The organism is Alkanindiges illinoisensis DSM 15370, assembly GCF_000619845.1.
Classification (GTDB): domain Bacteria; phylum Pseudomonadota; class Gammaproteobacteria; order Pseudomonadales; family Moraxellaceae; genus Alkanindiges; species Alkanindiges illinoisensis.
The window spans coordinates 130,246-151,923 of the sequence record NZ_KK211037.1; the positions used below are offsets into that span (position 1 = coordinate 130,246).

Annotated in this window: 23 protein-coding genes; 5 read left to right on the forward strand and 18 right to left on the reverse strand. The window is 49.0% G+C overall.

Annotated features, from left to right (window positions below; all coding sequences use genetic code 11):
• The first annotated feature begins 9 nt into the window (after positions 1–9).
• Complete coding sequence (locus tag Q337_RS0114850; protein WP_026472253.1) at positions 10–864, forward strand: TIGR03915 family putative DNA repair protein; 855 nt, start codon at positions 10–12, stop codon at positions 862–864.
• Positions 865–1,008: 144 nt separating this feature from the next.
• Positions 1,009–1,746: a phosphatase PAP2 family protein gene (locus Q337_RS18010; RefSeq protein WP_084494884.1), complete on the forward strand. Its 738-nt coding sequence runs from the start codon at positions 1,009–1,011 to the stop codon at positions 1,744–1,746.
• Here the strand turns inward: Q337_RS18010 and Q337_RS0114860 are convergent.
• From Q337_RS0114860 to Q337_RS0114870, 3 genes are read right to left on the reverse strand one after another with little or no spacing between them, the layout of a single operon-like run.
• A complete protein-coding gene (locus Q337_RS0114860; protein ID WP_084494885.1) occupies positions 1,717–3,099 on the reverse strand; it encodes a sensor histidine kinase in 1,383 nt (460 codons plus the stop codon). The two genes, Q337_RS18010 and Q337_RS0114860, sit on opposite strands and share 30 nt — an antisense overlap.
• Before the next feature lie 15 nt (positions 3,100–3,114).
• Positions 3,115–3,813, reverse strand: a complete 699-nt coding sequence (locus Q337_RS0114865) for a response regulator transcription factor (RefSeq protein ID WP_026472255.1) — start codon at positions 3,811–3,813, stop codon at positions 3,115–3,117.
• An 8-nt stretch (positions 3,814–3,821) separates the two neighbouring features.
• Positions 3,822–5,498: a phosphoethanolamine transferase gene (locus Q337_RS0114870; protein WP_051526933.1), complete on the reverse strand. Its 1,677-nt coding sequence runs from the start codon at positions 5,496–5,498 to the stop codon at positions 3,822–3,824.
• Positions 5,499–5,766: 268 nt separating this feature from the next.
• On the opposite strand from Q337_RS0114870, the gene Q337_RS0114875 reads away from it, so the two are divergent.
• Positions 5,767–6,207 carry a DoxX family protein gene (locus tag Q337_RS0114875; RefSeq protein WP_026472257.1) on the forward strand — a complete coding sequence of 147 codons (441 nt, stop codon included), beginning with the start codon at positions 5,767–5,769 and terminating at the stop codon, positions 6,205–6,207.
• Positions 6,208–6,273: 66 nt separating this feature from the next.
• On the opposite strand, the gene Q337_RS0114880 is transcribed toward Q337_RS0114875, so the two are convergent.
• From Q337_RS0114880 to Q337_RS0114920, 9 genes are all read right to left on the reverse strand, one after another.
• Positions 6,274–6,822, reverse strand: coding sequence for a hypothetical protein (locus Q337_RS0114880; RefSeq protein ID WP_026472258.1), 549 nt, complete (start codon positions 6,820–6,822; stop codon positions 6,274–6,276).
• A gap of 3 nt (positions 6,823–6,825) precedes the next feature.
• A complete protein-coding gene (locus Q337_RS0114885) occupies positions 6,826–7,395 on the reverse strand; it encodes a hypothetical protein (protein ID WP_026472259.1) in 570 nt (189 codons plus the stop codon).
• 96 nt (positions 7,396–7,491) lie between these two features.
• On the reverse strand, positions 7,492–8,763 hold the full coding sequence (locus Q337_RS0114890) for a replication-associated recombination protein A (RefSeq protein ID WP_407636793.1): 1,272 nt from the start codon (positions 8,761–8,763) through the stop codon (positions 7,492–7,494).
• A gap of 135 nt (positions 8,764–8,898) precedes the next feature.
• Positions 8,899–9,222, reverse strand: coding sequence for a hypothetical protein (locus Q337_RS0114895; protein ID WP_026472261.1), 324 nt, complete (start codon positions 9,220–9,222; stop codon positions 8,899–8,901).
• A 99-nt stretch (positions 9,223–9,321) separates the two neighbouring features.
• Positions 9,322–10,179 carry a DUF4279 domain-containing protein gene (locus tag Q337_RS0114900; protein ID WP_026472262.1) on the reverse strand — a complete coding sequence of 286 codons (858 nt, stop codon included), beginning with the start codon at positions 10,177–10,179 and terminating at the stop codon, positions 9,322–9,324.
• Positions 10,180–10,226: 47 nt separating this feature from the next.
• Positions 10,227–10,676, reverse strand: coding sequence for a YcgN family cysteine cluster protein (locus Q337_RS0114905; RefSeq protein WP_026472263.1), 450 nt, complete (start codon positions 10,674–10,676; stop codon positions 10,227–10,229).
• 78 nt (positions 10,677–10,754) lie between these two features.
• A complete protein-coding gene (locus tag Q337_RS0114910; RefSeq protein WP_026472264.1) occupies positions 10,755–11,321 on the reverse strand; it encodes an L-threonylcarbamoyladenylate synthase in 567 nt (188 codons plus the stop codon).
• A gap of 170 nt (positions 11,322–11,491) precedes the next feature.
• The gene (gene dprA, locus Q337_RS0114915; protein WP_051526934.1) at positions 11,492–12,754 is read right to left on the reverse strand and encodes a DNA-processing protein DprA; all 1,263 of its coding nucleotides are present in this window, start codon (positions 12,752–12,754) and stop codon (positions 11,492–11,494) included.
• A gap of 13 nt (positions 12,755–12,767) precedes the next feature.
• Positions 12,768–13,958 carry a LysM peptidoglycan-binding domain-containing protein gene (locus Q337_RS0114920; RefSeq protein ID WP_084494886.1) on the reverse strand — a complete coding sequence of 397 codons (1,191 nt, stop codon included), beginning with the start codon at positions 13,956–13,958 and terminating at the stop codon, positions 12,768–12,770.
• Positions 13,959–14,149: 191 nt separating this feature from the next.
• Here Q337_RS0114920 and def point away from each other — a divergent pair, with 191 nt between their 5' ends.
• Both def and Q337_RS0114930 read left to right on the forward strand, forming a co-directional pair.
• Complete coding sequence (gene def / locus Q337_RS0114925; RefSeq protein ID WP_026472267.1) at positions 14,150–14,680, forward strand: peptide deformylase; 531 nt, start codon at positions 14,150–14,152, stop codon at positions 14,678–14,680.
• 276 nt (positions 14,681–14,956) lie between these two features.
• A complete protein-coding gene (locus tag Q337_RS0114930; RefSeq protein ID WP_026472268.1) occupies positions 14,957–16,414 on the forward strand; it encodes an aminotransferase-like domain-containing protein in 1,458 nt (485 codons plus the stop codon).
• Here the strand turns inward: Q337_RS0114930 and Q337_RS0114935 are convergent.
• The 6 genes from Q337_RS0114935 to Q337_RS0114960 form a co-directional block, all read right to left on the reverse strand.
• Positions 16,394–17,014: a hypothetical protein gene (locus Q337_RS0114935; protein WP_026472269.1), complete on the reverse strand. Its 621-nt coding sequence runs from the start codon at positions 17,012–17,014 to the stop codon at positions 16,394–16,396. The two genes, Q337_RS0114930 and Q337_RS0114935, sit on opposite strands and share 21 nt — an antisense overlap.
• 51 nt (positions 17,015–17,065) lie before the next feature.
• Positions 17,066–18,241: a hydroxymethylglutaryl-CoA reductase gene (locus Q337_RS0114940; protein ID WP_034280618.1), complete on the reverse strand. Its 1,176-nt coding sequence runs from the start codon at positions 18,239–18,241 to the stop codon at positions 17,066–17,068.
• Positions 18,242–18,343: 102 nt separating this feature from the next.
• On the reverse strand, positions 18,344–18,718 hold the full coding sequence (locus Q337_RS0114945; protein ID WP_026472271.1) for a hypothetical protein: 375 nt from the start codon (positions 18,716–18,718) through the stop codon (positions 18,344–18,346).
• Between the two features lie 144 nt (positions 18,719–18,862).
• Positions 18,863–19,021, reverse strand: a complete 159-nt coding sequence (locus tag Q337_RS19405; protein WP_156935824.1) for a DUF2474 family protein — start codon at positions 19,019–19,021, stop codon at positions 18,863–18,865.
• Between the two features lie 20 nt (positions 19,022–19,041).
• The gene (gene cydB, locus Q337_RS0114955; RefSeq protein WP_026472272.1) at positions 19,042–20,046 is read right to left on the reverse strand and encodes a cytochrome d ubiquinol oxidase subunit II; all 1,005 of its coding nucleotides are present in this window, start codon (positions 20,044–20,046) and stop codon (positions 19,042–19,044) included.
• 2 nt (positions 20,047–20,048) lie between these two features.
• Complete coding sequence (locus tag Q337_RS0114960) at positions 20,049–21,557, reverse strand: cytochrome ubiquinol oxidase subunit I (RefSeq protein ID WP_026472273.1); 1,509 nt, start codon at positions 21,555–21,557, stop codon at positions 20,049–20,051.
• Positions 21,558–21,678 lie beyond the last annotated feature (121 nt).

Genomic DNA, 21,678 nt, shown 5'->3' on the forward strand with positions numbered 1-21,678 from the left:
AGTGCTAGCATGATTAGCTATATTTTTGATGGCAGTTTTGCCGGATTGTTATGCTGTATCTTTCGCGCCTATGCCTTTAAGGAAAAACAACGGCTTAAGAACGGGCAGCTGCGGATTTATTGTGAAAAAGACTTTCAGCCAGAACTGTTTGCACAGAGCTTAGGTGCATGGGGTTCGGATGAACGAGGCCTAGAAGAACAAGGCAGGCTGGCCGAAGAAATTACCATTATCAGTAATGACGCCAATGCCAAACGGGTGTGGACGGCCTTGTGCCAGAAAACCAATAGCAATTTTAGCCGGCAGTTTTATTTTAGCTATTTGTCCGAGCAGGCCACCACCTTTCAGCATCTGTTTGAGCTGGCCTGCTATGTATTTGACCATCAGGATGCGGTGCATGCGAATTATGGTCATCCGGCGGTATTGAGCGTTACGCAAATGGCCAAAAGTGTTAGCCGGGAAAAACATCGCATGGAAGCATTTGTGCGCTTTAAAAAAACCAGCGAGGGCATTTATTTTGCGGTGATTAGCCCGGATTTTAATGTGCTGCCGTTGATTGCGCCGCATTTTAAACGGCGTTACGCCGACCAGCACTGGCTGATTTATGATGAAAAACGGCACTATGGCCTGTTTTATGATTTAAAGCAGGTGCATGAAGTGCGGCTCTCCAGTGAAGCCAATAAATCCATGATTGAGCAGGCCCGGCTCACTACCAGCAGCATTACCCTGGATGCACAGGAAGCGCTGTATGACCAGCTGTGGAAGGATTATTTTAAAAGCACCAACATTGTTGAGCGCAAAAACCTGAAACTGCATATTCAGCAAGTGCCGCGACGCTACTGGAAATACTTGAGTGAAAAAAACTAGACAAAGTGCATCAACCCACAATAAACCAGCAGCCATTAGTCAATGGTTTTAAGCCAGTAAGCAGGTTTAATCCAATTGCTTTAAGCAAAATTTAAGCTGGCGCTTTTACCGTTTGCGCACCCCAAGATATGGCATTAAACGGCAATGGCAATCACCGCAACCCAATATTCCAAAACATTCTGGCTGTTTAATACTGCTGGATTGCTGGCCTATGCGCTGCTGCTCATTCAATTTTTTCCGGTCAATGGCGTGCTGGATCACTGGTTAATTGCCCCGTGGGTGGATAGCACAGGCCGCTTTTTTGAGCGTGATAACTGGTGGCTGACTCATATTGCCCATCATGGGGTCAAGAATGTGATTATTGGCCTGATTGTTATACTGCTGATTCAGTTTATAGGCAGTTTTTACCGGGCAGGTTGGCGTCATTATCGCTTGCCAAGCGGCTACGTGCTGATATCGGCCTTATGCACCACCACACTGGTCGGACTGCTTAAATCACAGTCTGGGCATGCCTGTCCGTGGAGTCTGGTGCAAGTACAACAGCATCATCTGGTCTGGCTGGATCATTTATCCAAGGCCGGTCATTGCTTTCCCGGTGGGCATGCGTCTGCCGGATTTGCCCTGATTGCGCTATTTTTTGCGTATTGGCAGTCGCAGCCGCATAAGGCACGCTATTATTTGCTGGCGGCGCTGCTGCTGGGTTTTGCCATGGGCTGGGGGCAAATGATGCGTGGTGCGCATTTTTTAAGCCATAATTTATGGACACTATGGGTGGCATGGGCCGTAAATCTGGGCTTATGCGCTATTATTCAAATGTATGCATGGTACGCTCAGCAAAGGCAGAACCCTCAGTTAATAGGGCAGGCTCACCTTAACCATTAAGCCACCCAGCCGTGTTGACCGACAAAATTCCAGCGAGCCGCCCAGATGCTGTACCGCGTTTTTTACAATGGCCAGCCCTAGCCCGCTACCGACAATGTCCTGATGGGCCTGTGGCAGGCGCACGAAGCGTTCAGTCAGTTTGGGGTAATCGGTGGTTGCCACCCCCGGGCCACTGTCCTCCACACTTAAATAAACCCGGTGTGCATCTTGAGTTAAGCAAATGGCAATTTCACCATCTACTGGCGTGTACTTGATGGCATTGTCGATAATGTTAAACAGGATGGATTGCAGTTGCACCGGATCGGCGGCAACCTGAAGCTGGGTAATACGGGTATCCAGACCCAGCTCAATCTGTTTTTTGCGGGCACTCAGCATTAATTGTTCAATCACAAAATGAACCTGTACCACCATATCTGTTAGCGGTTGCGGGCTGGCAGGCTGGGCTTCCTGATGCGCCAGTGTCATCATTTGTAGCACCAGATGCTGAATGCGCTGTAGACCCTGCGTTAAACTGGAAAAGTTGCGATCCTGCGTTAATTCAGCTGGCAGGGTTTTTTGCAGGACTTTAAGTTGCAGATTGAGGGCAGTAATGGGTGAGCGCAGTTCATGGGCTGCATCGGCAATAAACTGCTGCTGTTGCTGCTGTGCCTGTTCAATGCGCGCAAACAACTGGTTAAATTCATCAATGGCCGGCTTGATTTCCAGCGGTAAATGCCGGGTATCAATCTGGGTTAAATCACCATGGCTGCGTGAGGCAATGGTACGTTGCAAGGCATCGACTGGCCTAAACAGGCGGCGAATCAGCAAGCCCAGTCCCAGCACCAGAAAAGGCACCAGCAGTACATAGGGAATCAGCATGCTCAAGGCCAGTTCCTGTGCCAGATGACGCCGCACTTTAAGCTGCTGGCTAATCTGGATTTGCCGGTCTCGGAGCGGCAACACAAAGACTTTCAGTTCCCCGCGCGATGAATGCACAAGCTGAAAATGCGCAGTAGTCTGACGGGACAGGCGAATATGATCCGGGTCTTCGCTCAGGGTCTGCCTATGCTGGACTGGCTGGTCAGACAGCGGATAAGTCCAGATATCAATAAAGACATCGGTTTCATCATAGCGGTGGTTGGGCCGAAAAGCAGAATCCAGATGGTCAATGGAGGTTTCGGCCAGAAAATAAGCCATTTCCTTCATTTGCTGATCCAGAATTTCCTGGGTTTCTTCCAGCGCAATCCGGTAGGCTGAATAGCCCAGCAGCAAAAACAGCAATACACTAAAGGCCGTCAGGCTAATCAGCAGCTTTTGCCGTAGCGAGCGCTGCTGGGGTGACAGGATGCGAAAGGCAGGCAGCACTAGGGGCATAACGATTAATCCGGCTTAATCAGAGGGCTGGTCAATACAATAGCCGATTCCACGCACGGTACGGATAAAATCCTTGCCCAGTTTTTGCCTTAAATGATGAATGTAGACTTCAATGGTGTTGCTGCTGACGTCACTTTGCCAGTCATACAGTTTTTGTTCCAGATGGCTTTTGGAAAAAATCTGGTGCGGATGCATCATCATGGGTTCCAGAATGGCCCATTCCTTGTTGGACAGCTCAATTTCCTGTTCACCCTTAAACAGGCGATGCGTGGCCGGATACAGGCGAATCCCGCCAATCTGGTAATAATCCTGCATGGCTGCCGGGCTGGTACGCCGCAACAAGGCATGAATGCGGGCAATCAGTTCCTCAAAGTCATAGGGCTTGACCAGATAGTCGTCTGCCCCCTGATTCAGGCCGCGTACCCGGTCTTTTAGGGTATCGCGTGCGGTAATGATCAGCACGGCAATCTGGCTGTCACTATGAATACTGTCACTGCGAATACTGTCATTACGAATACGACGCAGCACCTCCATGCCTTCCAGCTCAGGCAGGCCCAGATCCAGCAGTACCAATTGATAATCATGCCGTGCCAAGGCATCCATGGCGGCCAGCCCGCTACGCACCCAGTCGACGTTAAAGCCTTCATGCTGAAGCAGAATCTGGGTGGATTCGCCAATCATGGGGTCATCTTCAACAAACAGTAATTTAATCATCAGCGAACCTATGCGTGGCACAGTGACAGCATGTTGAACTGCGGATCAATGACCCGGGTATTAATATGTAGCACAGACAGCAGGGTGGGGAACAGATTATCCTGACTACGCGGCAGGCCTAACTGCTGTTGCAGGCAGGGCACCAGTGTGGGCTGTTGCTGCTGCCACGCCTTGGAAAACCACAAAATCATGGGAACGTGGGTTTGCTGGCTGGGTGCCAGTACATACGGTGCGCCGTGCAGGTACAGGCCATGTTCACCAGTTGATTCGCCATGATCGGAAACATACCACATGCCGGTTTGAAAGCCAGTTTGCTGTTTTAAACGGGAAATCAGGCCAGCCAGAATGTGATCGGTATAGACAATGGTATTGTCATAGCTGTTGATCAGGCTGGCATGGTTGCAATTCTGGATGGCATTGGTATCGCAGGTGGGCACAAATTTCTGGAATGCCGCTGGATAGCGCTTGTAATAGGCTGGGCCATGGCTGCCCATCTGGTGCAGCACAATGAGCTGGTTTGCTGGATGCAGCTTATTTGCCAACTGCTTAAGATAAGCATCCATACTGGCCAGCAGGATGTCATCATAGCACTCGCCATTATTGCACCAATGCTCCTTGTCTGACAGTGGCAGGCCAAAGCGGCTTACCCGGTCACAGGTTCGCTTGCAGCCCGAATTGTTGTCAATCCAGGTGACTTCATAGCCTGCACGCTTGGCAATATCCAGTAGACCCTCGCGATGGCTGGCCAGTGAGGCATCATAATGCTGGCGCGGCATGCCAGAAAACATGCAGGGCACCGACACGGCTGTTTCAGTGCCACAGGACGCCACGCTGGAAAAGTTCAGCACATCCAGCTTGGCCAGTTCGGGGTTGGTGTCCCTGTGATAGCCATTCAAGCTAAAACTTTCAGCCCGCCCGGTTTCTCCCACCACCAGCACCATAAGGCGCGGCAAGTCAGTGGCAGTGCCTGTCATTGTAGTGCCCGTCATTTTGGCATCAGTGCCATAATGCAACAGTGGCTTGTCTTCCAGCCTGAAGTAGTGCTTGCCGTAACTCAGCAGCCCGCTAATGCTATTATTGGGATTGAGTTTTTCCTTTAAATTGCGGTGTTCGCGGAACATCGGCGCATACTGGCCATAATAGGTAAATACCAGCCCTGCAATAATTGCCAGTGTGGCCACGCAGGTCAGCAGCTTTTGCAGCAGCACAGTTTTAATAGAAGCTTTGGGCAACCTGACCTGCCAGATCACCAGCAGGGGCAAAATAATGGTCAGCACGGTAAGTTGGGCAGCACGCCAGGACACCAGATCCAGCATCTCATGCAGATCGGTTTGCATCATGTTCAGGATTTGGCCCTGATTAATATCAATGCCCAGTTCCGACACAAAATAATTGCCCATGGCACTGATCACCACCAAAACACCTGCCACCCACTTGGCATTAAAGCGCCAGCTCAGCAATTGCAGCGCAAACAGGTAATAGGCAAAGATAATCAGGCCGGTTGCCAGCAGGAAAATGGCAGCCGCACGCCCATGATAGGACGTTAAGCCAGCAATCGCCTGATAAAATGGAATATTCACTACACTGGCCAGCCAGAAAGCCACCAATGCATTGAATTGCAAGACGCTGAGAGCAACCGAAAGCTTGAACGTGCGGGAGCGGTGATAAGGAAAATCAACAAACATGGCCAGATCATAAGTGTCACAAGAATGGCCTGCACAGTAAGCAGCCTAGCTTAAATTTAGCTTAAGGAATTTTGCCCACGCAGCCCTGAACATAGATTAATGGTCGATATAAAGCTGCAACAACGCGCAGATTTTTTAAATGGCCTGCCTGATCATTCTATTGATGCAATGCGTCGTCATTATTTTTGCAGTAGGAAGAACAGGCCTGATTTTATACAGTGTGTGCACCAACCATAAATACCTATTAAACCTGATTCTGGAGCACTATATGTTTAATCCCAATGTTTTGCTGGCAAACCTTATTCGTCAACCTGCACTGGCAGCTATCATTCAATTGCTGGCACGCCTTGCGCTTGCCGCCATTTTTGTGAGTTCGGGCTGGAGTAAACTCAGTGATTATGCAGGTACTGTGGCCTATATGGAGGCCATGCAGGTGAGTGGCAGCCTGTTGCCGCTGGTGATTTTTGCTGAACTGGGCGGTGGGCTTGCCATTTTACTGGGTTTTCAAACCCGCGTGGCTGCACTGGGTCTGGCGGTGTTTAGTATACTGACGGCTTTGCTGTTTCATGTCGGGGGCAGTGATGCCGCCCAGCAATACAACAACAGTATCCATTTTATGAAAAATATTGGGCTGGCAGGTGGTTTTCTGGCGCTGATGCTGCTGGGTGCAGGCCGCCTGAGCCTTGACCATTGGCTTGAAAGAAAATAACACCATTGATAGCAGCGATGATTTTGGTAATACAGCGGCTTGGAGTAAGTGGGTAGCGTCGCTGATTTAGTGTTTGGGTTGATGTGTTTTAACACCCAGCCAACTAACCTGATAGCCGGCCTGCTGTAATGCTCGCGTTGCTTTCATCGTTAAATACAGCAAAATCAGGGTATTAATAACAGGAACAAACTGGGCAATCACGCTAACAAACGTGGTGATGCTATTAAAGCGCAAGCCACGTGCCATTAAAAAAATACCAAAAATGGATAGCATAAAGGCAAGGCAATACAGGTACAGCACAACATCCTGCAATAGACCGGTAGTTTGGGTCAGTCCTCTGCTCAGCAACAGTGCCAGTTGCAGCCCAATGGCATACATCGCCAGCTTCCGGCCACGGCCTGCAAATTGAAGCTGTGCCTGTTGGGCTTCCTCACGCGCTTTGCTCAAACTTCTGGCTGCCGGATTGGTTATTGATGCACTAGACACAGGATGGACAGCTTGATCTGGAGCAGGGACGGATGCCGGTGGGTTAATTGCAGCCTGCTTGTCTGTAGCGCGTTTGTTTGCAGAGCGCTGGCTTGCAGCGCTGTTATTTACAGAATCGTCAGTTGACATGCTTCATTCCTGCGCTGGAGCAGCCGGACAATGCTGCGGGTTAAATGCCTCGGACAACAGCACAAACTGATTGCGGTTTTGCAAAATCAGCCGGAATGAAATGTATTTTTGCACAAAAATCTGGCGGATTTCCGGGGTATAGGTGTTGCAGATAATGTCCTGAAAATGACGTGATACATAATTGGCCGTATTGTTGCCATCGGCATACTGAAAATCGTTAAGCTGGTTATCGGTATAGGTAAAGCTGATCTGATTGTGGCCATGCTTGGCAATGTCCGGCAGATTAACGTCTTTGGCATCCGTCATTTTTGCCAGTGCCTTATGCTGGTTTAAATACGCCAGAATGTCTTCAAAAGAAGCTGGCAAAGCAGAGGCTACATTCGGATTGCTGGCATTGGCCTTTGATGCAGTTGCGCTGTCCACAGGGTCCACCGGGACAGGAGACACAGCCTGTTTATGAGAAGAGCTGGCCATTGGCCAAAATGCCTTGAGCAGTGCAAAGGGAATCAAGGCAAGCACTGCCGCCACCAGCACATAGCGCCGAACATCCATATTCTTAACGGTTTGCAGCATAATCAGGCTGCCCTGTAGGAAGATGGCTTAACATGACAAAATTACAGCACGCCGTCCAGTAGGCGAGCCTTAATTTTTTAATCCATTGATTAAAAGCTATTTTTTAGTGGGCGTTGCACCCTGCCAGCGACTGTCCTGCAAGCGGGCAGTTTCCTGTTCACGCGCATTTTGTGCCGGGTTATAAAACCGCTTGCCCTGCAATTCAGGGGGTAAATAAGTTTGCGCTACAAAATGATTGGGGAAATCATGCGCATATTTATAACCCGCGCCATAACCCTGCTGCTTCATCATTTTGGTTGGGGCATTGCGCAAATGCAGCGGTACAGGTAAATGTGAGGTTTTTTCAGCAGCAGCCAGCGCTGCATCAATGGCCAGATAGGTGCTATTACTTTTGGCACTGGTGGCCAGATACACTGCCGTTTGCCCCAGAATAATCCGGCATTCGGGATAACCGATGGCCTGCACTGCGCGAAAGCATTCACCGGCCAGCAACAGGGCATTCGGATTGGCATTGCCAATGTCTTCACTGGCCAGAATCAGCATACGGCGTGCAATAAATACCGGGTCTTCACCACCCTTGATCATGCGTGCCATCCAGTACAGTGCGCCATCTGGGTCACTACCGCGCATGGATTTAATAAACGCCGACACAATGTCATAGTGCTGCTCGCCACTTTTGTCATAGCGGGCAATATTTTGCTGGGCGCTGTTAATCACCAAATCATTGTCAATAATAATCGGTTCAACCGCCTGTGTGCTAATCACCAGTTCCAGCAGATTCAGCAGCTTGCGCGCATCCCCAGCCGCCAGTTGCAGCAGGGCATCAGTTTGTTTTAGCTCGATGGTTTTTTCTTTTAAAAAGGCATCCTGTGTGAGTGCCCGCTGGATCACCTGCAATTGTTCTTCAACCGTTAGCGATTCCAGCACATAGACCTGACAGCGCGACAGCAATGCACTATTTACTTCAAATGACGGATTTTCAGTGGTGGCGCCAATTAAGGTAATCTTGCCTTTTTCCACCGCCGCCAGCAGCGCATCCTGCTGTGACTTGTTAAAGCGATGGATTTCATCAATAAACACCACTGGCGTGCTGAGTTCGCCACCCTGACCAATCAGCTCGCGCAATTCCTTCACGCCGGTACTAATGGCGGACAGGCTAATAAATGGCCGGTCTACCGCTTCGGCCAGCAATAAAGCCAGCGTGGTTTTGCCGACGCCCGGTGGCCCCCAGAAAATCATGGACGGCAGGTTGCCCTGATCAATCATCTTGCGCAAGGGCGCCTGTTCGCTTAGCAGGTGTTGCTGGCCAATCACTTCAGACAACTGGCGAGGACGGATGCGTTCGGGCAGGGGAATAGCTGGGTTCATAATGGTAATTTGAATTAATTTATAGTCAATCATAACCAATTTTAAAGGGCTGTCAGCCAAAGCCCGCTAAAAATGATGATGAGTTGCGTAGAATTTAAGTATCTGGTTTTAAAAAGAAGTAAATGGTCAGAGAATTTAAGGATGCTGAATCCGATACAATTTTAGGGCAATGAGGGTGAGCGCCAGCCAGAAAATATAGGAAATAATAAAATTAGTTAAAACAAACTCATCCAGATGAATAAACAAAAGATTAAATGGATTCATTGACACACTGCCCACTGGAGAAATAATACCATCCACGACATACGGCATGGGAAAACCTGCTGCTGCAACCTGACAGCCCTGTTCACAGTCCATTGTACCGGGACGGCTAATTTGTACTTGTGTAGGAACCAGCAGGGACAAATAGGTGAGTAATAATGCAACCAGCATCTGTAGAATGAGTTTAAATTTTTTCATGTGGTCTCTATATTAATTAGGCTAAACATAGCAACTATTATTGCGCTGTGCTGATAAATCAACAGGATAAATATTTCTTAAGATATACTGGGTAAAATATTAAAACGAATCGTTAAAATAAAAATCACAATCAAGAATTAAGCCCAATTTTGCTAATCGTTCAATGGTCTGTGCCGGAAAAAAACGTTTATGTGGATTGCTCATATAACCTGAGGCTGTAATGCCAAATTCAATATGATAATCCTGCGCCATTTGCCAAAGTTGTGCCTGCTGGCTTTCTAATAAATTTAATAAGGCTTCTACATGCTCAACAATGCAGGCAGTTGCTGGCAGACCGGATTTAATTTCAATTCTACTGATGGTTTGATAGATCGGTTGCTGGCGCACAGGATCATAGCGTTTGATATCCCCTTTGCTATATTGTTTTTCACTGGGCAGGTTAATCAGGGCTTGCAACTGTTCACTGTGATATAAGGCAGAGCTAATGTAAAAACTGGCTTGTTCACCGGCCTGATGCGGGATTAAAGCAGGTGTCAAAACTCTGGTATAGGGAAAGTCATGACCATCATCCGCATCTTGGTAACCATGCACATGCAATGCTGTATTTAACCGTGCCAAAAGCCGGATATTTTCACGGCTTAGATAAAAGCCTGCATTCTGGGAGTTTGCACCATGCGTCACCACATGCAGGGTACGCTGTAAGGTAGCAGGCATAGTGTTGAGTGTGACCGTAAGATGTTTTAGGGAAGCCCACCAGAATTCAGCGTTATCCAGTTCCAGCAAACCCAGATTAATCCGGATACACATGCACTCAAACTGATAACGGTCTTCGGCAATTTCTCCAGCATTCCATCCTTCTGCCCGTCGTAATTGATAGTGTTCAATCAGTTGTAAGGCATCCCCTTCGCCCGTAATCGTGAGGTAACCATATTGATAAGCCAGCTGATTGTCTGACATCTTATTATCCTTAAGGAAATTATTGTTTTTTATGAGTGATGCAAAAACTAGCGTACCCAGCGCACGACATATTCCTCAATGTCATCGGGGTCAATATCGTGTTCGGAAATACAGCGCCCAGCCGCAGACTTTTTGGCAGGAATATCCGATTGCGCCTTGCCGGTAATTAGCGGATGCCAGTCCGGCAAATCCAGCCCCAGTTGCACGCGCTTATAACCACAGCTTGCCGGTAGCCAGTTCAGTTGCGGCACCAGTTCAGGGGTGAGTTGCAGGCAATCCGGCACGAACTGCTTACGGTTGGCGTAGTTGCTGCACTGCGCCGTTTTTGTATCCAGTAGCTGGCAGGCCACTTTGGTATACACCACTTGTCCGCTGTCTTCATCTTCCAGCTTGACCAGGCAGCATAATCCACAGCCATCACACAGTGCTTCCCACTCGGCAGCATTTAACTGCTCAAGCGAATAATGCTTCCAGAACTGCGAACGAAGTAGGGACATGGCTGGTGCTAAAAAACAAGTGATAGGATGAAAGCACAGTATAACATAGCCTTAATTGGGCCAACTTACCTCTCTTATTTAATCACGCAGCACTTGCCCGGTAACAATATCCCTGATTTTGCTGGGGGCAGTACTTTGACCCAGTGGCCCATCTAGCACAGCCAGTTGCTCACCAAAATAATTTACAATCTCTGTGCGGTTTTTGGCAGGTTGCAACCCTGCCGGATTGGCACTAGTGGAGACAATGGCCCCGCCAAAGCCATTGCAAAGTTGACGTACCACTGGATGCGTGGTTACGCGAATAGCCACACGGTCATGCTGGCCGCTGATCCATGCAGGTACGGCTTGCGTTAACGGCACCAGCCAGGTGCTGGCCTGCTCTTGTTCAGTAATATCCCAGGATTGCTGCATTTGGGCAATTTGTGCTGCACTCAAACCTGTCAAAAACGGTTCAGCCTGTTCAAGGCTGGCCGCAATCAAAATTACGCCTTTTTCGATAGGACGATTTTTCAGCTGTAGAATTTGCTCAAAGGCTTGCTGGTTATAGGGATCACAGCCCAGTCCCCATACGGCTTCAGTGGGATAAGCCAGCACCTGCCCGTTATTAAGGGTTTGAATCGCCTGTGAGAGATCAAGCTGCATGATAAGTACCTTGCTTATTTTAATATTGGCTATTTTAAATAAGACTGGTTATAAAAGATAAGATGGCGCTTGCAGAATTTAAAGCGGTTCTCGTTGGTGTATCACCTTTTTTTATAGAAGCGTGCAAAGACGCTACACAGATATTACTCAATATAAAATATTAGCTTAAAAATCTATTGGCGACAGCGCTGGTATAAGCCGCCTTGCTGCACTGCAAAACCCAGCAATTCCATTTCCATCAGGTGGCTGGTGAGTGTAGCCACATCAATACTGCTGCTATCGACCAGATCATCCAGACTGATGCCCACCCAGTCCAGTGCCTGATAAACCGGTTGTAAATGCGCTGGAAGCTCCAGGGTAGACGGAGCGGTAGACAAAACAGCACGGGACGCCATTGACGTAACTGGCTCAATGCTACTGTCTGGAAAGAGGGCGTTGGAATCATTTTGTGCAGGATTGTTGTCAGTGAGCGTCGTGGTTTGCTGATTTTGAACGTGATGTTGTTCCTGGCCCTGTTCCTGATGATGCCAGCGGCGTGGCAAATCCAGTTCATCTACAATTTGCTGCGGATCATCAACCAGCAGGGCGCCTTCACGGATAAGCTGATGGCAGCCCCGGCTTTGTTCATTATAAATATGGCCGGGAATGGCAAACACCTGTCGGTTTTGTTCCAGTGCGTTTTGTGCGGTAATTAATGAGCCGCTTTTCAGTGCAGCCTCAACCACCAGCACACCCAGTGATAAACCGCTGACAATTCGATTACGCTTTGGAAAATGATAGTCACGGGCTGGGGTGTTGGGCATGAGTTCAGAAATCACCGCCCCGCCAGATTCTATAATTTGCCAGTACAAGGCCTGATTGGCGCTGGGATAACACAGATTAATACCCGTACCCATTACGGCAATGGTCTGGCCCTGACCTGCCTGCAATGCACCCCGATGCGCACTGGCATCAATGCCGTGTGCCAAACCACTGGTGATCACAAAACCCTGCTGTGCCAGCGCATGGGCAAACTGGGCCGCAATCTGGTGGCCAGTTTGGCTGGGTTTGCGACTGCCCACCATGGCGATTTGCGGCTGATTCAGCTGGTGAATATTGCCGCGCACAAACAAAAAAGCTGGTGGGTCAGGAATATGCTTGAGTTGCTTGGGATAATGAAGATCATTTAGTGCTAAGACATGATCCTGCACATGATTCAGGCTGCGAATGGCTTGTTCAAATTGGGTGGCAAACGCGGGATTTTGCTGCCATTCCTGTAGCTTTTTGGGATGGGCATGATGCAGCCGTAAGGATTGCCATGTGGTTGTAGCAGCACGCAAGGCTTTATCGGCACTACCAAAATGTAGCATGAGCGCCTTAAAGGCGCTCACGGAATGCTGAACCACAAACCACAGGGCCAGCTCATCAACCAGTCGCTGCGACCAGTGAATTGCCATGATTTAGCCCTGTTTAAAGCTGGTCGCTAATATCGCCCAGTGGCGAGCGAATTTCATCATCTGCCTTAATGGGCAGCTCGCTTTCCAGCACAATCGCATAGCTCACCCGGTTAAACGAGCGGAAAATCATGGCCAGGCCAGTGCGTTCACTGGGGAGCTGGATTTTTTCACCGGTTTTGGGATCAGTCGTAATCTCACCACGCTTGTACACGGCAAATACCTGACCCGGCGCAGCCCCATCGGCTGTTCCACGGTCAAGCGCAATCACACTGTTTTTGCCAGCAGAACTAATGGAATCCAGAACGCGGATGACCCGGCCACCGCTGGCGACCTGATCCGGCTGAATCGGATAAAATGTATTAGGCAGTGGCGTGGTGTCTTCCAGCATCACCCGGTCGCCCTTGCGTACTTCACCATCAAAGCTGCGGGTTAGTTCAATGGTGGCAATATCACCATTAATGGCCGTAATCGTACCGGAAGCCACCTGACTCAGCTCACGCCCCAGATTTTCGACCACTTTATTGTTGCGGGTGACCACATAATCGGTGCCTTCGCGATAGACACCATACTGCTGGCCAATCACCAGGCCTTGTCCACGTACATAAACCGACTGGCCAACGGCTGCAATCACGCGATTATCGCGGTTGCCCAGAACATATGGCGTGCCTTCAATCTCGTCAAGGGTGACCACACGGCTGTGCTTAAGCCAGTGTTGAATGCTGGACAGGGAAATAATTGGGATCGCCAGATCCAGTGATTGCACGCGAATCTGTGGTTCCAGCTTGACTACCGGCAGGCCAGTATCGCTCATGCGGCGTTCAATTCCGGCACAGCCATCCCCTTCATCACGGCCCACCACGGTACGGCCATTGATCAGGCAGATTAGCAGGCGGTCACCCGGATAAATCCAGTGCGGATTTTTAACATGACGGTTCACGGCCCAGATTTCCGGCCAGCGCCATGGCTTGCTTAAATAACGGCCAGCAATATCCCACAGGGTATCGCCTTTTTTGACAATATAAACACTGGGTGCATTAACGCGCAGGCTAGGCGGTGTGCGATTGGGTGAATCAGCAAAAGCAAAATTCGGGATTGCAAAGGCAACACCAACGGCCAAGGAAAGCGCCAGTAATCTACTTGTGATTTTGCCAGTAGTTTCGGCAATTTGATGCTGAGTGGCAGCAGGTTGTTGTGATGTTTTCATGTGCTTGTTAGAGGCCATATTCATGAACAATACTGTTCTCATTATGATAATCCCTAATACTGAGCGATGTACTTTGCGCTATACTATAATACTGCAAGCATAGCCCAATGAAGCGCTCCCCCCGTGACTGGTTTACAATAAGCGTTTATTGAAGCGAAGTCCAGCCGCTTTAACCTGAGAATGAGTACTGCATGGCACTTTTACCAATTTTAAATTTTCCGGATCCGCGTTTGCGCACCAAGGCCAAGCCGGTTGATGTGGTTGACGACCAGATCCGCACACTTGCTGCCGACATGCTGGAAACCATGTATGCGGCGCCGGGTATTGGACTGGCGGCCTCACAGGTAGACCGTCATATCCAGCTGATTGTGATGGACCTGTCGGAAGAAAAAAACCAGCCGATGGTGTTTATCAATCCCAAAATTACGCCGCTGACCGAAGACACCCAGCCGTATGAGGAAGGTTGTCTGTCGGTGCCGCAGATTTTTGACAAGGTTGAACGTCCGGCGCGGGTAAAAATTGAGGCGCTGGATCTGGATGGCAAAACTTTTACACTGGAAGCTGATGGCTTGCTGGCGGTATGTATTCAGCATGAAATGGATCATCTGGATGGCAAGCTGTTTGTGGATTACCTGTCGCCCTTAAAACGCCAGCGCATCCGTGAAAAAATTGCCAAGGCTGAGCGCATTCGTGAAAAAGAAAAAGTAAAGGTGCGCCGCTAGCGCTTCCTCTGGTTTAAACAACATTTAAAACAAGCGCTGCTTTATAGATAGGTTTATAGAGTAGCGCTTTTTAATGTATAAATTTTCATTTTTATAACTACAATAAAATCACCTGTAACCTGTTTTCATCAGCTTAATCCATCATCTAATCACTGTTAAATCAACTTATTAAGTACCAGTTAAGCCCTGCCATATAGCCGCTTGCGCTAAAATGCTATAGTGCTTGCAGCTATAACAGGGGCTGGCTTATCCCTTCACCGCCATCAGAAGCATGCTATGAAAAAGAAACGCTATGAAAAACTGGCTGAAGACATTGCCGCACTCATCCATAGTGGCGTGCTTCAGGCGGGTGAGCGCGCACCTTCCATACGCAGTGCCTGTGCCTCATGGAATGTCAGCCCGGCTACGGTGTTTAAAGCATATTATTTGCTGGAAAGCCGGGGCTTGATTCAGGCGCGGGCAAAGTCGGGCTATTATGTACTAGCCCAGCCAAAAGTCGTAGTGTTAACTTCTAATACAGTGACTACGCTATCCAAAAAAAGCGCTGTGGCTGTAAATACCCCAACCATTGTGCAAGTCAGTGATCTGGTGTTTTCACTACTGGAATCGGTGCGTGACCGCAGTATTGTGCCACTGGGTTCGGCATTTCCCGACCCGGTGCTGTTTCCGGTACAACGGCTGGCCAAGTCGGCTGCGCATGCCTTGCGCTTTGTGCAGCCAGAAACTCTGGTAACTGACATGCCGCTTGGGGTGCTGGACTTGCGGCGGCAAATTGCACAGCGTTATGCCTTGGCGGATGTGTTGCTTTCGCCGGATGAGGTCATGATTACGACCGGAGCGATGGAAGCATTAAATTTATGTTTGCAGGCCGTGACCAAGCCCGGTGATTACGTGGCGATAGAATCGCCTGCGTTTTATGCCAGCTTGCAGGTGCTGGAACGCTTGCAGCTTAAGGCCGTGGAAATTCCAGTGGATGTACAAGGCATGGATATTGATTTGCTGCAACAGGCCTTGACGCAGTATCCGGTTAAAGCCTGCTGGTTGATGAGCAGCTTTCAAAATCCTACGGGTGCCAGCCTAAGTGATGCCAAAAAACAGCAACTGGTAGAACTGCTCACCGCGCAGCAAATTCCTTTAATTGAAGATGATGTCTATCACGAATTGTATTTTGGCAATGTTGCGCCCAAACCCGTTAAGGCTTTTGACCTTGAGGGCTGGGTGATGCACTGTTCGTCATTTTCCAAATGTCTGGCACCGGGTTATCGGGTAGGCTGGGTGAGCGCCGGGCGCTTTAGCCAGCAGGTACAGCGCTTAAAACTGATGACCACCATTTCGCCGTCTATTCCAGCGCAAGCTGCACTGGCGGATTATTTACAGCATGGCGGTTATGATCGCCATTTGCGCAAATTGCGCCAGCATTTACAGCAGCAGTATCAGGCCATGGTTGAGGCGATTCAACGTCATTTTCCGGCAGATACGCAAATTTCTGCACCTGACGGTGGCTATTTTTTGTGGCTCACCTTAAATCCGGCCATCAATAGCTTAAGCCTGTTTCAGCAGGCACTGGCAGCGGGAATCAGCATTGCGCCGGGGCCAATGTTCTCAGCCAGCCAGCAGTTTGGTCATTGTCTGCGGCTTAATTATGGGGCACTGGCGCTTGAAGACATTGAGCCTGCGATTAAAAGGTTGGCTGGATTGATTGAAAGTAAAAAATTAGCAGGAGCTTTCAATTGACCTATGTATCTGAGGTATAAAGCCAGCTTTTAGTATATTTACAACAGACCGAGGTGTAATAAGCTGAATTTCATCTCCAAGCCTTAAATTGCCCTCAATTCTGGTATAACCATCAGCTGTCCATAGATAATATCCGTTATGCCAGTTTAGAAGCGGCCGATTTTCATGTTCAAAGAAAGCACCAACTGGCAGTTCGACAAATGGATAAAACTGATTTTTGCCTATTCTTTCCTGATGCAGCCACTTATCAATTTCCGAAATAGAAATACGGGTCAATTCAGGATGAGGCCAATTTACCTTAAGCCATAATTGCTTAAACACATTAAACCTTTCTCTTTGGCATTCCGCACAAGGTCGATGCCCAGCAGCCAGCGCAGTAGCTTCATCCAGAAAAAATAATTCTGAATAATGATTTGGAGAAAAGACTTTGCGTTGTCGACCTTTAAAATCGAGTTGACAAATTACCCAAGCCTTATGCGCATGGGTACGAATAATTTGCTGTTGATCATTATGTAAAATGCCGCGATTACCCAGCCAAAAACCACGTGTATTAATAGCCAGTAAGTTACCCCAAGGATCTACACGATTTTGCAAAGGCATGCTGTACTCTTGATTTTATTAATCAGTGATTTAAATGATGGGTTTAAAGATTTACTTCCGATTCCGTCCATATGCATCATGGCTGGATACCCATTCATTCGACACAATGGCCGAAGCCAATGACAGCTCACCACACAATACCGTAGCAGCAATAATTTCGGCCAGCTTATATGCCTTGCCAGCGCCGTAGCAATCCATGGCTTGCAGACATTCGCGCTGGGTGGGCAAGCCAGTGCCACCACCATAAGTGGCGACAATCAGCGATGGAATAGTCACCGACATATAATAATCGCCATTGTCCTTGAGTTCGGTGTAAACAAAACCGGCACTGGATTCGGCCACATTGGCAATATCCTGCCCGCAGGCCAGAAACACCGCTGCCACGCCATTGGCAAAGTGCGCGCCATTACTCACTGAACCACACATGAATGCACCCAGATTGGACAAGCCGCGCTGATACATTAAATCCTCAGCCGTACAGTGCATGATCGGTTGAAACAGTTCGGCAGGAATAGTGATTTCCGCCACCACGCGCTTGCCACGACTATGCAGGTTGTTTACCGCCGAGTGTTTTTTGTCCGTATCAAAGTTGGCTGCCAGCGTAAAGTGCTCTAAACCGGGTGGTTGCTGCGCCAGAATCCACTGGCAGGCGGCATGGGTGGCCTTGGATACCATATTTTGCCCGGCGGCATCACCCGTGGTCATGTTAAAGCGCAACCAGCGCATCTTGCTGGCGGCATATTGTTCAATATCGCGCAGCTTGCCGCTGCTAGTAGTGGTTTCGGAAGCGGCTTTGATCTCTGCAAAATGGGCATCGACCCACTGGCCAAAATCGCGGGCGGCACGGGCATCCTTAAACACAAATACGGGCGCACGCTGCATGGCATCATCAATCACGGTGGTGGTAATGCCACCTGCTGCACGGGTCAGGCTCATGCCGCGGCTATAACTGGCCACCAGTGTGCCTTCGGTAGTGGCCATGGGCACATAAAACTCGCCTTGCGCATATTCGCCATGTACGAGCAATGGCCCAGCAAAACCCATTGGCACCTGTACAATACCGCTAAAACCTTCAATATTGCCGGGCAGGGCTTCGGGTAGAATGGAGTATTGTCCGGTATGATACAGCGAGTGACCGCTGTTGTTTTCAACCACAGTACGGCGTGCAGCAGCCATGTCATGCGTGTAATCATTGCTTTTATTGCGTGGCAGTTTTTCCAGTGCCATGTTTTTGTCCTTAATTTTTAATCAGTGGCTCAATGCATAAACCCGGTTATAAGTGATCTCAGCGAGCCTGACAAGCTTTGATTTCGTGATCAAGGTTGCATTCTATTCAGTTTTAAAATTTTCATTAATTTTTTTAATTGTCGTCATTAAAACTGTTGTAACAATGAACCATAGGCTAATGGCGATTATTCCTAAATGAACGGATGTGGTTTTTGACGAATCTAATGCTTGCATATCGCTGTAAGTGAATATGGTCAGTCCTAGAAGCAATGCGGCAGATACAGCAGTTAAAGCAATATCAGGGCGACGACTTAGCAGGATAAAGGCTATAAACAAACATGGATTGGCAAGCCATGCAAAATTTCCATCCAGTATAGTAAGCCATCCTAGCAAAACAAATATCCAGCCCTGTTCAAAGCTTTCGTGTTTAGGATAAATAAATAGAGGCAAGTCGCTTATGAGTACATAGGGAATCATCAAGAAATAGCAAAACAGGAGATGGTGATTGCGGGTTTGTAATAAGCCAAATGTCCTTTTCATTATTATGATATCTCAACTTTATTAAATGAAATCAAAGATGACAATACAGTCACCTTTGATTTTACATCGTTTTAGTATTAATTACTGATAGGCAAACTGGGCAAAAAAGCGGAATGCTCCGGCAATTGCACCCATCGCCAGCACGCCCAGTACCCACAAGCCCACAAACCATAACAGTTGGCGTACTTTGCCTTGTGCCGGAGCAGGCTTGGTTTCAGGAACTTGCTTACCTGGATTCATGGCGTACTCCTCATTGCGCATTAATGATAGCCTTCGCTGCCCACATGGATTTTGCCGCGAAATACCCAGTACGACAGCGCGGTATAGGCCAGAATAATCGGAATTAAAATTGCTGCGCCTACCAGTGTAAACGCCTGACTGCTACGCGGTGCCGCGGCATCCCAGATGGTAATGTTGGGTGGAATAATCATTGGCCACAAACTAATGATAAAACCGCTAAAGGCAATGAAAAACATGAGCAGGGCATAAATAAATGGTCTGGCCTGTTGCTGTTTCTGGCAGGCACGCCAGATGGCATAGGTACACCATAGCACTAGAATAGGCACAGGCAGGAAGTAAAAAAATTGCGGCATGCTAAACCAGCGTTCGGCAATGGTGGGATTATTGAGTGGCGTCCACAGGCTGACAATCCCAAAAATCACCAGTAGCGTCAGTCCTAGCTTGGGCATCAGGTGGTACATCTCCTGTTGCAAGTCATGACTGGTTTTCAGGATCAGCCAGCCACAGCCCAGCGCGGCATAGGCTACCAGCACCCCAATGCCGGTAAACACGGAAAATGGGGTGAGCCAGTCAAACGCGCCGCCAGCAAAACGCTGGTCAACAATGGTAATGCCCTGAATATAAGCACCCAGAATGATGCCTTGCAGCAGTGCAGTGGCAATGGAACCGCCAATAAAGGCCATGTCCCATAAATGCTTGGTACGGTTGGCCTTAAAGCGGATTTCAAAGGCAACACCACGGAAAATCAGTGCCACCACCATTAAAATAATGGGCAGGTATAGCGCCGACAGCACCGCTGAATACACCAGTGGAAATGCAGCAAACAAGCCAGCACCGCCCAGCACCATCCAGGTTTCATTGCCATCCCACACCGGAGCCACGGTGTTCATCATGACATCGCGTTCCGGCTGCTGGGGAAAAAATGGAAACAGGATGCCAATACCCAGATCGAAGCCATCCATCACCACATACATCAGCACGCCAAAGGCAATAATGCCAGCCCAGACCAGTGATAAATCCAGCATGATTAGCGCTCCTCATCTGATGGCAGTTTGCGGGGGTCAGTGTTGTCGGTACTGTTGTTAGCCTCTGTTGAGGCGTCAGGTGCTGAGGGACGCGGGGAGGGATTGTCAACCGGTGCCTCATCGGCAGCAGTCACCGGACGCATCGGCGTTTTGAACTGGCCGGGGCCGCCGGTTTGCTGATCCTGCGCCAATGGCTGCGGCCCTTGGTTGAGCAATTTCAGCATGTAATAAATACCCACGCCAAATACCACACAATACACCACCACAAAAATGATCAGGGTCAGGCCCACTTGTTCGGCACTAACCGGAGATAGCGCATCCTTGGTCCGCAGCACGCCATACACCACCCATGGCTGGCGCCCAACTTCGGTGGTGATCCAGCCAGCCAGCAGGCTCACAAAACCGCTGCCGCCCATCAAAAAGGCAAACCTATGGAAATTCCGGCTGTCATACAGGCGATTCTTGAGGCGTAAATACAGGCTAATAAACCCGAGCAAAATCATCAGCAGGCCAACACCCACCATGATTCGGAAACTCCAGAACACAATCAGGCTGTTGGGGCGATCTTCGGGGGCAAATTCTTTTAAACCTTTGATCTCGCCTTCTAAGGAGTGCGCCAGCAGCAAACTGCCCAGATAAGGCACACCGATGGCATATCTGGTTTCTTCAGCCTGCATATCCGGAATGCCAAACAGCAGCAATTCCATCGGTTCATGCTTGTTGGTTTCCCAATGTCCTTCAATGGCTGCCAGTTTGGCCGGTTGGTGCTCAAGGGTATTTAAGCCATGCTGGTCACCAATTACAGCCTGCAAGGGCGCAAGCACCGCAATCAGCCACAACGCCATGGAAAAGGTTTTTTTAATCAGCGCATCACGGCGGCCCTTGAGCAAATGCCAGCCGCCCGCACCGGCCACCAGTAACGCAGCAACCAGAAAAGCCGCCACCACCATGTGCGCCAGCCGGTACGGGAAGGAGGGATTAAACACAATAGCCCACCAGTCCACCGGAACAATCCGGCCACCTTCAATGGCAAAGCCCTGCGGTGTTTGCATCCAGCTATTACTGGACAAGATCCAGAAGGTGGAAATACAGGTGCCAATAGCCACCATCAGTGTGGCAAAAAAATGCAGCTTTGGCCCCACCTTGTTCCAGCCAAACAGCATGATGCCCAGAAAGCCGGCTTCCAGAAAAAAGGCGGTCATCACTTCATAGGTCAGCAAAGGACCAGTAACTGCCCCGGCAAAGCGGGAAAACTCGCTCCAGTTGGTGCCAAACTGGTAACTCATCACCACCCCGGACACCACGCCCATGCCAAAGGCCACGGCAAAAATCTTGATCCAGAAAAAATACAGATCACGATAGACCGGATTTTTGGTTCTCAGCCACGAGGCTTCCAGCACTGCCAGAAAACTGGCCAGTCCAATGGAAATGGCCGGAAAGATAATATGAAAGGATACGGTAAAGGCAAACTGTATCCGCGCCAGCTCAAGCGCCGTTAGGCCTAAAGTCATGCTGCCTCCGCAATGCTAAAAATCAATTCATCAAGACCAGAATATAAAAGTCAAAAAATACAGATTGAAATAAAAATTACAGTATTTGTATTTCAATCCATACCGCACACTAAAATAATCA

Bases quoted from the DNA above. Each gene is read 5' to 3' on its own strand.
- Q337_RS0114935 (WP_026472269.1), bottom strand. From the start codon at position 17,014: ATGCCTTTGCAAAATCGTGTAGATCCTTGGGGTAACTTACTGGCTATT.
- Q337_RS19405 (WP_156935824.1), bottom strand. From the start codon at position 19,021: ATGAATCCAGGTAAGCAAGTTCCTGAAACCAAGCCTGCTCCGGCACAA.
- Q337_RS0114930 (WP_026472268.1), top strand. From the start codon at position 14,957: ATGAAAAAGAAACGCTATGAAAAACTGGCTGAAGACATTGCCGCACTC.
- Q337_RS0114865 (WP_026472255.1), bottom strand. From the start codon at position 3,813: ATGATTAAATTACTGTTTGTTGAAGATGACCCCATGATTGGCGAATCC.
- Q337_RS0114860 (WP_084494885.1), bottom strand. From the start codon at position 3,099: ATGCCCCTAGTGCTGCCTGCCTTTCGCATCCTGTCACCCCAGCAGCGC.
- Q337_RS0114880 (WP_026472258.1), bottom strand. From the start codon at position 6,822: ATGTCAACTGACGATTCTGTAAATAACAGCGCTGCAAGCCAGCGCTCT.
- Q337_RS0114895 (WP_026472261.1), bottom strand. From the start codon at position 9,222: ATGAAAAAATTTAAACTCATTCTACAGATGCTGGTTGCATTATTACTC.
- Q337_RS18010 (WP_084494884.1), top strand. From the start codon at position 1,009: ATGGCAATCACCGCAACCCAATATTCCAAAACATTCTGGCTGTTTAAT.
- Q337_RS0114870 (WP_051526933.1), bottom strand. From the start codon at position 5,498: ATGTTTGTTGATTTTCCTTATCACCGCTCCCGCACGTTCAAGCTTTCG.
- Q337_RS0114890 (WP_407636793.1), bottom strand. From the start codon at position 8,763: ATGAACCCAGCTATTCCCCTGCCCGAACGCATCCGTCCTCGCCAGTTG.
- Q337_RS0114945 (WP_026472271.1), bottom strand. From the start codon at position 18,718: ATGATTCCCTATGTACTCATAAGCGACTTGCCTCTATTTATTTATCCT.
- Q337_RS0114885 (WP_026472259.1), bottom strand. From the start codon at position 7,395: ATGCTGCAAACCGTTAAGAATATGGATGTTCGGCGCTATGTGCTGGTG.
- Q337_RS0114940 (WP_034280618.1), bottom strand. From the start codon at position 18,241: ATGGCACTGGAAAAACTGCCACGCAATAAAAGCAATGATTACACGCAT.
- Q337_RS0114905 (WP_026472263.1), bottom strand. From the start codon at position 10,676: ATGTCCCTACTTCGTTCGCAGTTCTGGAAGCATTATTCGCTTGAGCAG.
- Q337_RS0114900 (WP_026472262.1), bottom strand. From the start codon at position 10,179: ATGTCAGACAATCAGCTGGCTTATCAATATGGTTACCTCACGATTACG.
- def (WP_026472267.1), top strand. From the start codon at position 14,150: ATGGCACTTTTACCAATTTTAAATTTTCCGGATCCGCGTTTGCGCACC.
- cydB (WP_026472272.1), bottom strand. From the start codon at position 20,046: ATGCTGGATTTATCACTGGTCTGGGCTGGCATTATTGCCTTTGGCGTG.
- Q337_RS0114960 (WP_026472273.1), bottom strand. From the start codon at position 21,557: ATGACTTTAGGCCTAACGGCGCTTGAGCTGGCGCGGATACAGTTTGCC.
- Q337_RS0114920 (WP_084494886.1), bottom strand. From the start codon at position 13,958: ATGAAAACATCACAACAACCTGCTGCCACTCAGCATCAAATTGCCGAA.
- Q337_RS0114850 (WP_026472253.1), top strand. From the start codon at position 10: ATGATTAGCTATATTTTTGATGGCAGTTTTGCCGGATTGTTATGCTGT.
- Q337_RS0114875 (WP_026472257.1), top strand. From the start codon at position 5,767: ATGTTTAATCCCAATGTTTTGCTGGCAAACCTTATTCGTCAACCTGCA.
- dprA (WP_051526934.1), bottom strand. From the start codon at position 12,754: ATGGCAATTCACTGGTCGCAGCGACTGGTTGATGAGCTGGCCCTGTGG.